The sequence below is a fragment of the Bacillus sp. TL12 genome (assembly GCF_022625245.1).
Taxonomy (GTDB): domain Bacteria; phylum Bacillota; class Bacilli; order Bacillales; family Bacillaceae_G; genus Bacillus_A.
The window spans coordinates 1-15,634 of record NZ_JAJJBY010000051.1 but is presented as its reverse complement, the minus strand read 5'-3'; the positions used below and the strand labels follow the sequence as shown (position 1 = coordinate 15,634).

Genomic DNA, 15,634 nt, shown 5'->3' with positions numbered 1-15,634 from the left:
GCCGCTCATTTGCGACTTCTTTATGTTAACATTTCCAGTTTGTAATGTCAACTAAGTTTTTTATTTCGTTTGTCGCGTTTTGCTTGTTGCTATCAGCGACTCGTATAATATTACACCTCTTTTATATAACCGTCAATACGTTTTTCTAAAAAAATATAAAAAAGACTTACCTCCTATTAAGTAAGTCTTTTTCCCACAACACTTTCTTTATTTACTTTCCCTCTATAACTGGTAATGAAACAATAAACTGAATCACTCCGTCTCTATATTCAGCTCGAATTTCTCCACCTTGAAGTTCTACAATACTTTTCGCAATCGCAAGTCCAAGACCTGATCCTTCTGTGACTCTACTTCTAGATTGGTCTTTCTTATAAAAACGTTCAAATAAGTTCCCTAGCTCCTCTCTCGTAAACTCTTCGCTATAATTCGCAACAGAGATTTGAATATTACGACGTTGTCTTTCAAGAGAAACCTTGATTTCTCCATCATCCTTACTATATTTAATTGCATTCATTAATAGATTTTCAAATACACGAACAATTTTCTCTGAATCAACAGCAGCATACACACGTTCTTCGGGAAACTTTTTAATAAATACAAGACTATGTTCTTCTGCCTGTGGCACTAATTCTTCTATTAATTGATCAAGGAGTTCATTCATACATACTTCTTGTTTTTCCAAGACAATATTTTCATTCGTTAGTTTTGTATACTCGAATAAATCCTCTATTAAATTCTTCAACTGCTCCGATTTTGAAAATGCGATTCTCATATACTCATCATGTTGTTCTTTATTTTCATATTTTGAATCACGTAGCAAGCGCAAATATCCCATAATAGAAGTAAGTGGTGTCCGTAAATCGTGCGATACATTCGTAATGAGTTCATTTTTTTGTTTTTCTAGCTTACGTTCTCTTTCAATATTAACCATAAGCTCTTCAGCCATATTATTAATATTTTCAGTCAATGCAGCGATCTCATCTTCCCCTTTTTTCTCAATACGATAAGCCAAGTTCCCTTTTTCTATTTCTTTTACCCCTTGTGCCATTGCTTCAATTTGCTTCATCTTTCTCTTTGTTATATAGAAGAAAGAGAAAATAAATACAAATACACCAATTAGAAACGGAAATGGGCCTTCTACTTTATAATACACTACCTCTCCTTGAGGAATTCCACTCACAAACATATATAAGTTCTTATCTTCAATTGTAATAGGTGAAAAAGTAATAAACTCTTTTCTCGACCTTTCAATATCATTATTATTTGAATAATTGATAGCAAATGATGTCGCATTGCGAATTGTATTATGCAAATTAATTTGTTCCTCTTGTGCCTGCTTCGTTTTATACAGAACCTTACCACTTTCATCAGTAATTAATATTTTAAAAGCTTCATGTCCCTGTTCTAAGTTTTGATTTTCTAACTCTATCATATTTTGCAAAGCATCTAACTTATTTTCCGTAACCATCATTTCTGCTGTACTTTGAGCTTTACGATTAATTTGCTCCATGCCATCCCTATAATTAATTTCAGCATTTCGACTTGAATCCTCAAAAATAGGCGCCACTATCTTTGTCGATACAAAAATCCCTAATAATGCACAGGCAGTAAACGTAGTAATAAGCTGAATTCGAATACTCCGTCTAACACTTTTTATCCCTTTTCTAATCCATCCTTTTATTTTCTCGTATACATAGGTAATCGGCCTAAATATCTTTCTCAATTTTATACCCCACTCCCCACACGGTTTTAATATAACGCGGTTTTCTCGGATTCTCTTCGACTTTCTCACGGATTTTTCGAATATGTACCATCACAGTATTATCAGATTGAAAGGATCGTTCGTTCCAAACCTTTTCATAAATTTGCTCTGCGCTAAAGACCATACTAACATTACGAGCTAGCAATTCTAGAATTGAAAATTCTCTTGGGGTTAATTTCACTTCTTTATCCATCACAGTTACTTGATGTGTTGAGACATTTATTTTCATATCCCCAACTTCAATCTCGTTTTCATTTTGAACAACAAAACCATTCATTTTCATATATCGACGCAATTGTGATTTAACCCGTGCCACAAGTTCTAACGGATTAAATGGTTTTGTTACATAATCATCCGCTCCTGTTGTTAATCCTAAAATTTTATCCATGTCCTGTGTTTTCGCTGACAACATAATAATCGGCATCTCTTTTACTTCTCTTACCTTCATACACATATGGATCCCATCAATTTTTGGCATCATAATATCTAACACAACTAAATGCACTTCATTCTTCTCTAATATATCTAACCCTTCTGCCCCATCCCCAGCTTGTAATACTTTATATCCTTCATTTTTTAAGTAAATCGCAATTAAATCCCGAATTTCTTTTTCATCATCTACAACAAGTATTGTTTCTTGAGCCACAATATCACCCCTAACTTTTAAAATCCCTATTTCTTATTATAAAAAAACTTCTGAAGAAAAACGTTCTGAAATCCTTAAGATTTTCTGAAGACGCAAAAAAGGTCTAGACTCCCCTTAGTCTAGACCTTTAAAACCCCCTTTATTGACGAACATAGATGAAATATAGTACAAATAAAACTCCCATAACATACATAATTGGATGAACTTCTTTACGTCGACCACTTACAACCATTGTAATCGGATAGAAAATAAATCCAATCGCGATCCCTGTTGCAATACTATACGTAAGTGGCATAGAAATAATCGTAAAGAATGCTGGTACTGCAATCTCGAACTTCTTCCAATCAATTTCACCTAAAGATGAAACCATCAAGATCCCAACAATAATTAATGCTGGTGCCGTTACAGCCGCAGTTACGACACTTAGTAATGGCGAGAAGAAAAGTGCTAGCAAGAAAAATCCTGCTGTTACAACTGCTGTAAATCCTGAACGTCCTCCTGCCGCTACCCCTGCAGACGATTCAATGTAAGACGTTGTTGTAGATGTACCCAGAATCGCACCAATTACAGTTGCAATCGCATCTGCAAATAACGCTTTTCCCGCACGTGGTAATTTGTTATTCTTCATTAATCCTGCCTGGTTCGCAACCGCTACAAGTGTACCCGCTGTATCAAAGAAATCAATGAAAAAGAACGTTATAATAACAATCGCCATTTGAACAGTAAAGATATCTCCGAAGTGCTGGAAAGCGACACCGAACGTAGGTTCTAAACTCGGGATTGCACCTACTATAGCTTTTGGTGTATCAATTAACCCTGTTGCTACTCCAAGAATCGCTGTAAGAATCATACCGTAAAAAACCGCGCCATTTATCTTTTTAATCATCAAGATCACTGTAATTACTACACCGAAAATCGCAAGTAATGTTGTACCCTTTGTTAAATCCCCCAATCCAACAAGGACCGCATCATTCTTCACTATAATTCCGGCATTTTGAAACCCAAGAAAGGCGATGAACAAACCAATACCTGCCGCTACCGCAAACTTTAACTCTGCTGGAATGGCATTAATGATTTTTTCACGAATACCAGAAGCAGTAAGAATAATAAAGATAATACCTGACATTAATGTTCCGGCAATCGCAGTTTGCCACGGAATCCCCATTGTTAACACTGCTGTATAAGCAAAGAATGCGTTGATTCCCATACCTGGAGCTAAAGCGATTGGGTATTTCGCGAAAATTCCCATAATGAGTGAACCAATTGCTGCTGCTAATGCAGTAGCAACAAACACCGCACCTGGATCCATTCCTGTTCCAGCTGGTAACCCTTTAATATTTCCCAGTGACAGTGTAGCAGGATTGACAAAAAGTACATAAGCCATAGATAAAAATGTCGTTAACCCCGCAATGAACTCTGTTTTATAATTCGTGCCGAGTTCATCAAACTGAAAATAACGTTTCATCCTACGTTTCCCCCGTTATATGATTACTCGTCGTAATCCTCCCTAACCCTCTTTTATCTATAAAAATAAAAAAGGCCTCCATTGCGTATACATGGAAGCGTTCTATAAACAAAGGTAGATTTCCCCTAACCTTTATACAAACGCCTCGTAGTCAAGCCATTTACGGTAGCTAGGTAGAAACTTTCAGGCCATATCCCCGATATTATACGACGGCTGTAATATTCATTTTTCGCATCAATTACATACTCATATTAACTCACACACAGGTATATGTCAATCTAAAAGCGAACATTTTTACACAAACACATATTTTCGTTCGTATAAATAGATTAAAAAAGATCCATCTATGCATAAAATCATAGATGGATCTCCCTTTAAGCGAATAAACCTTATTCTATTCCCACTCGATTGTTGCTGGTGGCTTACTCGTTACATCATACACGATACGGTTAACGTGTTTTACTTCGTTTACGATACGTACAGAGATTTTCTCTAATACGTCCCAAGGGATACGTGCCCAGTCAGCTGTCATACCATCGATAGATGTTACTGCACGAATACCTACTGTGTAGTCGTAAGTACGCTCGTCACCCATAACACCTACACTACGCATGCCAGGAAGTGCAGTGAAGTATTGCCAAATTTCACGGTCTAAGCCTGCTTTTTTGATTTCTTCACGTAAAATTGCATCAGATTCACGAACAATTTCTAATTTCTCTTCTGTAATTTCACCTAATACACGAATACCAAGTCCTGGACCTGGGAACGGTTGACGCCATACGATTTCATCAGGAATTCCTAGTTCTGATCCTAATACACGTACTTCATCTTTAAATAACGTATTTAATGGTTCAATTAATTTGAATTGCATATCTTCTGGAAGTCCGCCAACGTTATGATGAGACTTAATTGTTTGTGCAGTTGCTGTACCACTTTCAACGATGTCAGTGTACAGTGTACCTTGTGCTAAGAAGTCCATTCCTTCTAATTTAGAAGCTTCATCATCAAATACGTAAATAAATTCGTTACCGATAATTTTACGTTTTTGTTCTGGATCTTCAACGCCTTTTAATTTATTCATAAAGCGTTCTTTCGCATCCACTTTAATAACGTTCATGTGGAAGCCTTCGCTAAATGTTTTCATAACGCCTTCTGCTTCACCTTTACGAAGTAAACCGTGGTCAACGAAAATACATGTTAATTGATCACCGATCGCTTTATGAATTAATACTGCTACAACAGAAGAATCTACACCGCCGCTAAGTGCGCATAGTACTTTTTTGTCGCCAACTGTTTCACGGATCTTTTCTAATTCTACTTCGATAAAGTTCTCCATGTTCCATCCTTCAGAACAACCACATACGCCGAATACAAAGTTTTTGATTAAATCATTTCCGTGCTCAGAATGACGTACTTCTGGGTGGAACTGTACACCGTATAATTTTTGCGCTTCATTGCTCATACCAGCAATTGGACAAGACTCACTTGTTGCATCTACTACGAAACCTTCTGGTAAACCTGTTACTAAGTCACCATGGCTCATCCATACAACTTGCTCTTCTGGAAGGTTTGCATATAATTTTGATTCGTTCTCTACTTTCAGAACTGCTTTTCCGTACTCACGATGGTTTGCACGTTCTACTTTTCCACCAAAGTGTTGTGTCATCAGCTGCATGCCGTAGCAAATACCAAAGATCGGTAAGCCTAATTCAAAGATTTTTTCATCACAGTGGAATGCATTTTCACCATATACACTGTTTGGTCCACCAGAGAAAATAATCCCTTTTGGATTCATTGCTTTAATTTCTTCTGCAGTAATTGTATGTGGATGAAGTTCACTGTATACACCGAACTCACGAATTCGACGTGCAATTAACTGATTGTATTGACTCCCAAAATCTAAAACGATAATCGTATCGTGCTGTTTCTTCAAAATAATCACCCCAACGTTAGTTCTCGTATATAAATATTTTCACCAATTTGGCAAAAAGCATTACCAATATAATAAAAAAAGCCAGTCCTCCGCCCTCAGTCTCATAACAAAGAAAAGGCAGGGGTCTGACTTTATAAAGATAGTATTCCGCTCTTTATAAATATAAGACGCACTGCCTTCATAGTCAGGTTGTTTACGGTAACCCGGTAGAGACTCTCAAACCATATCATTGAGGATATATGAAGGATTGTTTTATATTATCTTCCTAGATTCTAACAATGAAGTATCGATATGGTCAAGAGAGAAAGCGACAAAATTCTACAGAAATTATTTTCCTTGTACAATAAAACTTTTCTTCACTATAAATATAGAGGTTTCATATACATCCACTTCTATATAAATACAGATTGAAAAACTAACACAAAACCATTCCTTTTAGATGGAAGAGAGGATCCGTTCACGAGTAGAAGCGGTCAGTACCTGTTTTAGCGCTATGCCACGTAAAAACAGAAAGAGAAAACGAGTGGAGATCTTCTTTTGTTTTCATAACCGCGACTTACTTCTAGATTGAAAAATTCAAATGGATATATAAATGAAAAAACAAAAAAAACATCCACCTCTATATAGAGATGGATGTTCCGCCAGCGGATGAAATTACATCATGCCGCCCATACCGCCCATGCCCATGCCGCCCATGTCAGGCATTGCTGGTGCATTTGGTTCTGGTTTGTCAGCAACTACAGCTTCAGTTGTTAAGAACATAGCTGCAACAGATGCTGCGTTTTGAAGTGCAGAACGAGTTACTTTTGCTGGGTCTACGATACCAGACTCAAGCATGTTTACCCATTCGCCAGTAGCTGCGTTGAAACCAACGCCTACTTTTTCGCCTTTTAGACGTTCTACAACTACAGATCCTTCTAGACCAGCATTGATTGCGATTTGGCGAACTGGCTCTTCTAATGCACGAAGTACAATGTTGATACCTGTTGCTTCGTCACCTTCAGCTGAAATAGAAGCTACTTTAGTGTATACGTTCATAAGTGAAGTACCGCCACCTGCAACAATACCTTCTTCTACTGCTGCACGAGTTGAGTTAAGTGCATCTTCAATGCGAAGTTTGCGTTCTTTTAACTCAGTTTCAGTTGCTGCACCTACTTTAATTACCGCTACGCCGCCTGCAAGTTTAGCAAGACGCTCTTGTAATTTTTCACGATCGAATTCAGAAGTAGTGTCTTCTAATTGCGCACGGATTTGACCGATGCGAGCTTCGATTTGTTCAGTGCTTCCTACACCTTCAACTACAGTTGTGTTTTCTTTTGTTACAACAACTTTACCAGCGCGTCCTAAAGATGCAACTGTAGCAGATTTCAAGTCACGACCTAGTTCTTCAGTGATTACTTCGCCACCAGTTAAGATTGCGATATCTTCAAGCATTGCTTTACGACGGTCACCAAATCCAGGAGCTTTAACAGCTACTACATTGAATGTACCACGAAGTTTGTTTACTACTAATGTAGCTAACGCTTCGCCTTCTACATCTTCTGCAATGATAAGAAGTGGTTTACCTTGTTGTACCACTTGCTCTAACACTGGTAAGATTTCTTGAATGTTAGAAATCTTTTTGTCAGTGATTAAGATGTATGGGTTATCAAGGACTGCTTCCATTTTGTCAGAATCAGTAATCATGTAAGGAGATGCATATCCACGATCAAATTGCATACCTTCTACTACATCTAATTCTGTTGTGAAGCCTTTAGATTCTTCTAAAGTAATAACGCCGTCGTTACCAACGCGCTCCATTGCCTCAGCAATTAGTTTACCTACTTCTTCGTCAGCAGCAGAGATAGCAGCTACTTGCGCGATAGAAGATTTACCTTCGATTGGTTTAGAAATCGTTTTTAATTCTTCTACTGCCGCAACAACAGCTTTTTCGATACCTTTACGAAGGCCCATTGGGTTCGCACCAGCTGTTACGTTTTTTAAACCTTCACGAATCATAGCTTGTGCTAATACAGTTGCAGTTGTTGTTCCGTCACCAGCTACGTCATTGGTTTTGCTAGCAACTTCTGCTACTAATTTTGCACCCATGTTTTCGAATGCATCTTCTAATTCGATTTCTTTCGCGATTGTTACACCATCATTTGTAATAAGTGGTGAACCGAATTTTTTCTCAAGTACAACGTTGCGACCTTTTGGTCCAAGTGTTACTTTTACTGCGTTTGCAAGAGTGTCGACACCACGAAGCATCGAACGACGTGCTTCTTCACTAAATTTAATATCTTTTGCCATAATAATTGACCCCCTTGGATTTTTAAAATGTATATAATTAACCGATAACTGCTAAAATGTCACTTTCACGTAAAATCAAGTAGTCTGTACCTTCATATTTCACTTCAGTACCTGCATATTTTGAGAAGATGATAAGATCACCTGCTGCTACCTCTAAAGCAACACGCTCACCATTTTCAAGCACTCGACCAGTACCTACTGCAATAACTTTACCCTCTTGTGGTTTTTCTTTTGCAGTGTCTGGTAATACAATACCACTTGCTGTTTTTTCTTCTGCTTGAACAAGCTCAATTACAACGCGATCACCTAATGGCTTTAGCATGAACAATAACCTCCTCATTTTCCTATGTAAATTTTCTTTATTAGCACTCAAAGACCACGAGTGCTAACACACTTATAATAATAAATAATCTAATTTTCTTTTGCAAGTAAAAAAATCATAATTTTTTCGCAAATTACTAGATAAACTTTTTCTATACGCCTTTCTAAAAAATAATTCTCCCTTATAACCATTATTAAGAAGGCACGCGATATATGAATCGGCTTTTCCACTTATCGTATGTTACAATATGAAAGATGCCATAAGTTATTTTCTCTATAGGCACTGCTTTTTCCTGTTATCTATTTCATTTTCAAATAAAGATTTACAAAAAAATCATAATCCAAACGGTTATTACGTATCCCACAGCGGGATGTTTACATGTTATCTCGCCTTATCTCATAAACTAGAGTTAGAAAGGATGGTTAACCCATTTGAAAAAACAATATTGGTGGATTATAGTTACATATATTCTGATGCAACTATCGGGAATTGTTGGAATATGGCTCCTTTTCAAAACAGGGCTATATGATAATATGGCAGTTTCACGAGAGCAAAAAATGCAAATCATGGCTGGTCACTGGTCAATCATCAGCTTTTTCATTGCATTATGTATTATACTTTGGCTACTTAGAACCGATATTCGCGATAGACATTTAGATACGAAGCGAGCTAGTGTTCCTGCGACAATCGGCTGGATTTTTATTGGTTTCTTTTTAGCTATGTTTGCTCAAATACTTGCAGCTAATATTGAAATGCGATTATTAGGGATTAATCCTGGTTCTCAAAACACACAAGATTTGATGGAAATAGCAAGAGCTACTCCATGGTTTCTTATTGTTATATCAATCATTGGCCCTATTTTAGAAGAGATTGTCTTTAGAAAAATTTTATTTGGAACTCTCTATAAAAGATTTAATTTCTTTATCGCGGCAATTATTAGTTCGCTTGTTTTCGCAGCAATTCACTTTGATTTTACACACTTGTTAGTATACACTTCCATGGGACTTGTTTTCGCTTTTCTATATGTGAAAACAAAACGAATCATCGTTCCTATTATGGCTCACGTTGCCATGAATACATTAGTCGCAATAACTCAAGTACTAGTAAGTAACGAACAAATACAAGAAATGATTAAACAAGCAGAAAAAATGCAAGGATTTATCGGAGGATTTTAAATATGAGGAACTCACCATTGTTCATGGCAGCACTGTATTTCCTTCTTGGATGTGTCTTCACACGTTTCGCAATTACGAACGTTACAGATACAATTTGGAACTTTGGGACACTGCTGTTTGCTGCTATGGCAACAATTGATTTTAATTTGGCACTTCGACTTATCTTAGTCAAATTTACAAAGAAAAAGCAACAATAAAACGCAGAGGGATTTCCTCTGCGTTTTATTGTGGATAATTTTTCAAAAAATAAACGAGTGTTTGTAATTCTACAGCTAAATCAATATGATGAATTCTTATATTTTCTGACACATTTAATCGCGCCGGTGTAAAATTTAAAATTCCGTGTACATTTGTTTCAGCCAATCGATCTGCTACAGCTTGTGCAACGGTAGCAGGTACTGTTAATATTGCCACTTGTATCTCATTTGTTAAACGATCTTCTAATTCATCCAAATGATATACAGGAATTCCTCCGATTTCTTTTCCAACTTTCTCTTCATTAACATCAAATGCCATTTCAATCTTTGTATTATTATTTTTAGTGAAATTATAATGTAAGAAAGCGGTCCCTAAATTACCCACTCCAATAAGTGCTACACGTGTTATATCATCTTGATCAAGCGTTTCTCGAAAGAACGATAATAAATAATTTACATTATATCCATAGCCCTTTTTCCCTAACGCTCCAAAATATGAAAAATCTCTCCGAATTGTTGCTGAGTCTACCTTTACAGCTTCACTCAATTCTGCCGATGAAACACGTTGCTTACCAGAAAGAGATAAGTTTTGGATAAATCGATAGTATAGAGGCAATCGTTTGGCAGTGGCCTGTGGAATCTTTTGCTGATCCATGTAACCTCTCCTCTCTTCCTATCTTTGTTCACAGATTTAAAACAAATACATAAGTTTAGCACTTATGACTTTCCTTGTATAATAGAGAGAAGACTTCTCTCTTTATTTTAAACTATACACTATTTTTAGTATGATTGAGAAATATAAACATGGCAAAGTTAAGAAATTATTTGAGGTGAAAACATTGATTTTATTACAAGTGAATGGGCTTTCAAAATTATACGGTGCTGAAACAATTCTTGCAAACATTAAATTGGAAGTTCAAACAAGAGATCGTATTGCACTAGTTGGTCGAAATGGTGCTGGAAAATCTACATTATTAAAAATAATTGCTGGTGAACTATCTCACGATGGCGGAGAAATTATAAAACCAAAGGATGTCTCTATCGGATATTTAGCCCAAAATACTGGCTTAGAAACAACCTTAACAATTTGGGATGAAATGCTTACTGTCTTTTCTCACCTGCAACAAATGGAAAAGAAACTTCGAAGGCTAGAGCACGAAATGGGGCAGGAAGAGAACTTTTCAAATACTGCTACGTACGAGAAATTACTCGCTGATTATGATCAACTACAGTTAGACTACAAAGATCAAGGCGGTTACCAATATGAAGCAGATATTCGCTCCATTTTAAGTGGACTTGGTTTTCCAGTGGAAACACACCAAACAACAATTTCTACGTTAAGTGGCGGACAGAAAACAAGACTTGCTCTTGGGAAGTTACTGCTTACAAAACCAGACTTACTCATCTTGGACGAGCCAACAAACCACTTAGATATTGATACATTAACATGGCTTGAACAATATTTACAAGGCTATCCTGGCGCTATTTTAATCGTGTCCCACGATCGCTACTTTTTAGATAAACTTGTTACACAAGTATATGAAATTTCTAATAAAGAAAGCAGACGATATGTTGGTAACTACAGTAAATATTTAGATTTAAAAGCTGCACTATATGAGCAAGAAATGAAACGTTATGAGAAACAACAAGAGGAAATTGCGAAACTTGAAGACTTCGTCCAAAAAAATATTGCCCGTGCGTCTACAACAAAACGTGCACAAAGTCGTCAAAAGCAGTTAGACAGAATGGAATTACTAACTCGGCCATTAGGTGACTCTAAATCTGCATCCTTCCACTTTGATATCGAAAAACAAAGCGGAAACGACGTATTACAAGTAAAAGATGTTTCTATCGGATATGACAAAGAACCAATCATTGAACATGTAAACATGCGCTTAACCCGTGGTGATAGCGTTGCATTAGTCGGTCCAAATGGTATTGGAAAATCTACATTATTAAAATCAATTGTGAATAAATTAAACACACTAAGCGGTGAAGTTTCTTTCGGTTCAAATGTATCTATTGGATATTATGATCAAGAACAAGCAAACTTAACATCATCTAAGCGTGTTTTAAATGAATTATGGGATGATTATCCGCTAGAGCCGGAAAAAGAAATTCGTACGATACTCGGTAACTTTTTATTCACAGGGGATGATGTATTAAAGCCTGTATCTTCTCTAAGTGGTGGTCAAAAAGCTCGATTAGCTCTAGCGAAATTAATGATGCAAAAATCAAACCTACTCATTCTCGATGAGCCAACAAACCACCTTGATTTAAATAGTAAGGAAATTCTAGAGAATGCCTTAATTGATTATCCAGGAACTCTTTTATTCGTTTCGCATGATCGCTATTTTATTAACCGTGTCACAACTACAGTTGTTGAGTTATCGACAGCTGGTGCACAAGAATATTTAGGTGATTATGACTACTATATTGAAAAGAAAAATGAAATGATTGAACGTGCTGAGTTTGAAAAACAAGAAGAAGATGCACCAGTCCAAAAAACTATTGCTCAAGAGAAATTAAATTATCTTGAAGAAAAAGAGCGTAAAAAACAGGAGCGTCAGCGTGCCCGAAAAATTGAAGAAATCGAACAAAACATTGTAACGTTGGAAGAGGAAATTGCAAAATTAGAAGAGGAACTATGCCTTCCTGAAGTATACGCTGATTATGAAAGAGCTAGTGAAATTACAACAGCAAAGCAAACAAAACAAGAACAATTAGAGAAGTTTATGGCTGAATGGGAAGAATTACACGTATAATCCCTATATATTCATAGGTCGAAAACAAGGTAGTTGAAAGCCATTCAACTACCTTGTTTATTTTTCAATACAAATAGTCAAAGGTCTGACCTCAACACTATTATCCACAACCTTATACACATATCCACCTTTATTATATAAACACAAAAATAACTTTTCCACATTATCAACAAACCAGAAAAAAGTTATACACATTTAATACTCACAATAAAACCCATATTATCAACAGATAATATGGGTTTTATCCACAGGTTGTGGTTAATTATGTGTATAACTATGCTTCAATATCTAATCCTGGATTTGCATTTAAAGCCAATGTTGCACGTTTTCCTTGTTCATATGCAATTGTGCCCGCTGCTGCAATCATCGCTGCATTATCTGTGCACAAGGATAACGGTGGAATAATAAGCTCAATTTCTTCTTTTTTTGCAAACTCTTCCTCTAAACGTGCACGAAGTCCTTTGTTTGCTGCAACACCACCAGCAAGCAATACTTGTTTTACATCATACGCTTCTGCTGCACGCGCTGCTTTCGTCACAAGTACATCTATTACGCTCGCTTGGAAGCTAGCTGCTAAATCTTCTGGCGCAATTTCTTCACCACGTTGTTTTGCGTTATGCACAGTGTTGATAACTGCTGATTTCAATCCACTAAAGCTGAAGTCATACGAATCCGGCTCTAGCCATGCACGAGGTAAATCAATTGTCGGCTTTCCTTCATGGGCAAGACGATCAATATGAGGCCCCCCTGGATAAGGCATCGATAATGTACGTGCAACCTTATCATATGCTTCTCCTGCTGCATCATCTCTCGTTTCACCAATCACTTCAAATGAACCATGTTCCTTCATATACACAAGCTCTGTATGTCCTCCAGACACAACAAGTGATAATAATGGGAATTGTAGTTCTTTCACTAAACGATTCGCGTAAATATGCCCAGCTATATGATGAACGCCAACAAGAGGAATATTATGTGCAAATGCAATTGCTTTCGCTGCATTTACACCAATTAAAAGTGCTCCTACTAAACCCGGTCCTTCCGTCACAGCAATTGCATCAATATCTTCAAATGTAATGTTCGCTTGTTTTAACGCTTCTTCTAGTACAACTGTAATTTGTTCTACATGATGACGCGATGCAATTTCTGGTACCACCCCGCCAAAACGCTTATGGCTTTCAATTTGCGAAGCGACAACGTTTGCCACTATTTCTTTTCCATTTTTCACAACTGCTACAGCTGTTTCGTCACAGCTCGTTTCAATACCAATTATAATCGTATTTTTTTCCATTATATATTCACCCACATTACAAGACCATCTTCATAATTGTCTGTATAGTATCGTTTCCGAATCCCACCATTTTGGAATCCATATTTTCGGTATAACTGTTTCGCTACTTCATTTGACACACGAACTTCAAGTGTCATTGTTTTCGCTCCCATTTCCCTTGCTTGATTCATTATTTCTTTCATCAAGGCATCTCCTAGTTTTTGACCGCGGTATTCTGGCAAAATGGCTATGTTCGTAATATGTGATTCATCAATAATTATCCACAATCCACAGTATCCGATTACCACATCATCTTTTTCTACGACAACATAATGTGCATACTCATTCGTCGTTAATTCACGATAAAATGCATCAGCAGTCCAAGGCGTTGGGAAAGACGCTTCCTCAATAGCTACAATTTGAGGAATGTCATCAGTCGTCATCTTTCTAAATGCAATACCCATTATGATAACCCCTATTGTTTCTGACTTTCTAGCCATTTTGTTTCTGCTTCTGCTAAACGGAGGTAGCTTGGAACAAATGTATGCACACTTTGCTCCTCTTTTTGTAATCCTAAAAATGCAAGCTCACTTGGTCTTGGGTTGTTCTTTGTACAAGAAGCAAACACAGCTTGGTTCCCTAAATATTCTACAATCGTTTCTTTATGTTGAGCTACGTCATTTCCGATAAATAAAACAGGTTGTCCCTTATCTTTTAACATCTGTAACCAATCCACAATAAGAACGATTCGATCATCTTCTATAGAAGATAACTGCTCTTCTTTATATGTATACAGGCCCGTATAAATTTGTCCGCGACGTCCATCAAACAATGGACAAATAACACCTTGAAAATTAGCTCCGTTCGCCGCCACTACTTCTAAGCTAGACACACCGACAATCGGTATTTGCAATGACCAAGCTAATGTTTTTGCAACCGTCACACCAATTCGAACCCCTGTATAAGATCCAGGACCAGCCGCTACAACGATTTTATCTAACTCTTTCGGCTTTACATTACATTCCTTTAGAAGTTGTTCTACTGCAGGCATAAGGCGCACAGAATGATTTTTGGTTAAATTCGTAATGATTTCTCCGGTAACAGTATTTCCATCCATAAGAGAAACACCCATTACGTAATTTGAAGTATCAATTGCTAGTACTTTCATCTTGTAATAGCTCCTCACATAATCTAATATAACGTTCACCACTTGGTTCTAACACAATTTTCCTTGTGTCATCACCTGTATGGAACAAGCTTATTTTTAATTTCTCATTCGGTAAAAAAGATTCAATTAAATGAGCCCATTCTACCACTGTTATACCTTCACCATAAAAATACTCATCAAACCCTAAATCTTCTTCACTTTCCGCTAAACGATACACGTCCATATGATATAGTGGTAATCTCCCTTTATACTCTTTAATAATATTGAATGTCGGACTATTTACCACTCGTTTCACACCAAGTCCTTTTGCAAGACCTTTTGTAAATGTTGTCTTACCTGCACCTAAGTCTCCTTCTAAAATAAGTACATCTTGTTCTTTAACAAGGTTCCCTAACTTTTCTGACAAGTTCTGCGTCTCTTCAGAAGAAGTTGTCTTTATTTCATATTTATTCAAAGGTTTCACCTACCTTACTCACAATATTCTCTGCTCTTTATTATACAGATTTTTTCCCTTTGTTTCATTTTGAACATATAAAAAAGACCTTAGGAATTTTCCTAAGGGTAAGATTGACTGTCTTTATAAGTTTTCTTAAAAATAAATAAAAAAATACGAAACAACTTGTTTCGTTCTTTTCTTTGTAT

The 15,634-nt window shown here is 36.7% G+C and carries 14 protein-coding genes and 2 riboswitches; of the genes, 3 read left to right on the top strand and 11 right to left on the bottom strand.

Annotated features, from left to right (window positions below; translation table 11 throughout):
* Window positions 1–211: 211 nt before the first annotated feature.
* The 6 genes from LOK41_RS25340 to groES all read right to left on the bottom strand — a co-directional run bounded on the left by LOK41_RS25340 (window position 212) and on the right by groES (window position 8,417).
* Entirely contained in the window at window positions 212–1,723 is a 1,512-nt protein-coding gene (locus tag LOK41_RS25340; RefSeq protein WP_241818799.1) for a sensor histidine kinase, read from the bottom strand.
* Entirely contained in the window at window positions 1,707–2,408 is a 702-nt protein-coding gene (locus LOK41_RS25335) for a response regulator transcription factor (RefSeq protein ID WP_174103211.1), read from the bottom strand. Before LOK41_RS25335 ends, LOK41_RS25340 begins: the two co-directional genes overlap by 17 nt.
* Before the next feature lie 139 nt (window positions 2,409–2,547).
* The gene (locus LOK41_RS25330) at window positions 2,548–3,873 is read right to left on the bottom strand and encodes an NCS2 family permease (RefSeq protein WP_174103212.1); all 1,326 of its coding nucleotides are present in this window, start codon (window positions 3,871–3,873) and stop codon (window positions 2,548–2,550) included.
* A gap of 128 nt (window positions 3,874–4,001) precedes the next feature.
* A riboswitch (purine riboswitch) is annotated at window positions 4,002–4,103 on the bottom strand.
* A gap of 164 nt (window positions 4,104–4,267) precedes the next feature.
* Complete coding sequence (gene guaA, locus LOK41_RS25325) at window positions 4,268–5,806, bottom strand: glutamine-hydrolyzing GMP synthase (RefSeq protein ID WP_217448149.1); 1,539 nt, start codon at window positions 5,804–5,806, stop codon at window positions 4,268–4,270.
* Between the two features lie 161 nt (window positions 5,807–5,967).
* A riboswitch (purine riboswitch) is annotated at window positions 5,968–6,069 on the bottom strand.
* Between the two features lie 391 nt (window positions 6,070–6,460).
* Window positions 6,461–8,095, bottom strand: a complete 1,635-nt coding sequence (groL, locus tag LOK41_RS25320; protein ID WP_174103227.1) for a chaperonin GroEL — start codon at window positions 8,093–8,095, stop codon at window positions 6,461–6,463.
* Between the two features lie 37 nt (window positions 8,096–8,132).
* Window positions 8,133–8,417 (bottom strand): co-chaperone GroES, encoded by a 285-nt coding sequence (gene groES / locus LOK41_RS25315; protein ID WP_000917306.1) that lies wholly within the window; start codon window positions 8,415–8,417, stop codon window positions 8,133–8,135.
* 431 nt (window positions 8,418–8,848) lie between these two features.
* Between groES and LOK41_RS25310 the strand changes: the two genes are divergently transcribed.
* Entirely contained in the window at window positions 8,849–9,592 is a 744-nt protein-coding gene (locus LOK41_RS25310) for a CPBP family intramembrane glutamic endopeptidase (RefSeq protein ID WP_241818798.1), read from the top strand.
* Window positions 9,593–9,594: 2 nt separating this feature from the next.
* A complete protein-coding gene (locus LOK41_RS25305; RefSeq protein WP_016117046.1) occupies window positions 9,595–9,789 on the top strand; it encodes a YdiK family protein in 195 nt (64 codons plus the stop codon).
* Window positions 9,790–9,814: 25 nt separating this feature from the next.
* On the opposite strand, the gene LOK41_RS25300 is transcribed toward LOK41_RS25305, so the two are convergent.
* Window positions 9,815–10,444, bottom strand: a complete 630-nt coding sequence (locus tag LOK41_RS25300; RefSeq protein WP_174103229.1) for a redox-sensing transcriptional repressor Rex — start codon at window positions 10,442–10,444, stop codon at window positions 9,815–9,817.
* A 184-nt stretch (window positions 10,445–10,628) separates the two neighbouring features.
* Here LOK41_RS25300 and LOK41_RS25295 point away from each other — a divergent pair, with 184 nt between their 5' ends.
* Window positions 10,629–12,554, top strand: coding sequence for an ABC transporter ATP-binding protein (locus LOK41_RS25295; protein ID WP_241818800.1), 1,926 nt, complete (start codon window positions 10,629–10,631; stop codon window positions 12,552–12,554).
* A 274-nt stretch (window positions 12,555–12,828) separates the two neighbouring features.
* Here the strand turns inward: LOK41_RS25295 and tsaD are convergent, their stop codons facing one another.
* Genes tsaD through tsaE form a run of 4 tightly spaced genes read right to left on the bottom strand, consistent with a single transcriptional unit; the run spans window position 12,829 to window position 15,446 of the window.
* Entirely contained in the window at window positions 12,829–13,845 is a 1,017-nt protein-coding gene (gene tsaD / locus LOK41_RS25290) for a tRNA (adenosine(37)-N6)-threonylcarbamoyltransferase complex transferase subunit TsaD (protein ID WP_241818797.1), read from the bottom strand.
* Window positions 13,845–14,288, bottom strand: a complete 444-nt coding sequence (rimI, locus tag LOK41_RS25285; RefSeq protein WP_241818796.1) for a ribosomal protein S18-alanine N-acetyltransferase — start codon at window positions 14,286–14,288, stop codon at window positions 13,845–13,847. The genes tsaD and rimI overlap by 1 nt, the downstream gene beginning before the upstream one ends.
* 11 nt (window positions 14,289–14,299) lie before the next feature.
* Window positions 14,300–14,992, bottom strand: coding sequence for a tRNA (adenosine(37)-N6)-threonylcarbamoyltransferase complex dimerization subunit type 1 TsaB (gene tsaB, locus LOK41_RS25280; RefSeq protein WP_241818795.1), 693 nt, complete (start codon window positions 14,990–14,992; stop codon window positions 14,300–14,302).
* Entirely contained in the window at window positions 14,973–15,446 is a 474-nt protein-coding gene (tsaE, locus tag LOK41_RS25275; protein WP_241818794.1) for a tRNA (adenosine(37)-N6)-threonylcarbamoyltransferase complex ATPase subunit type 1 TsaE, read from the bottom strand. The genes tsaB and tsaE overlap by 20 nt, the downstream gene beginning before the upstream one ends.
* Between the last annotated feature and the right edge of the window lie 188 nt (window positions 15,447–15,634).

What these genes read in the sequence shown, in the direction of transcription:
- LOK41_RS25330 (WP_174103212.1), bottom strand. Translation starts at nt 3,873, where the DNA reads ATGAAACGTTATTTTCAGTTTGATGAACTCGGCACGAATTATAAAACA.
- groL (WP_174103227.1), bottom strand. Translation starts at nt 8,095, where the DNA reads ATGGCAAAAGATATTAAATTTAGTGAAGAAGCACGTCGTTCGATGCTT.
- groES (WP_000917306.1), bottom strand. Translation starts at nt 8,417, where the DNA reads ATGCTAAAGCCATTAGGTGATCGCGTTGTAATTGAGCTTGTTCAAGCA.
- LOK41_RS25305 (WP_016117046.1), top strand. Translation starts at nt 9,595, where the DNA reads ATGAGGAACTCACCATTGTTCATGGCAGCACTGTATTTCCTTCTTGGA.
- LOK41_RS25300 (WP_174103229.1), bottom strand. Translation starts at nt 10,444, where the DNA reads ATGGATCAGCAAAAGATTCCACAGGCCACTGCCAAACGATTGCCTCTA.
- tsaD (WP_241818797.1), bottom strand. Translation starts at nt 13,845, where the DNA reads ATGGAAAAAAATACGATTATAATTGGTATTGAAACGAGCTGTGACGAA.
- rimI (WP_241818796.1), bottom strand. Translation starts at nt 14,288, where the DNA reads ATGGGTATTGCATTTAGAAAGATGACGACTGATGACATTCCTCAAATT.
- tsaB (WP_241818795.1), bottom strand. Translation starts at nt 14,992, where the DNA reads ATGAAAGTACTAGCAATTGATACTTCAAATTACGTAATGGGTGTTTCT.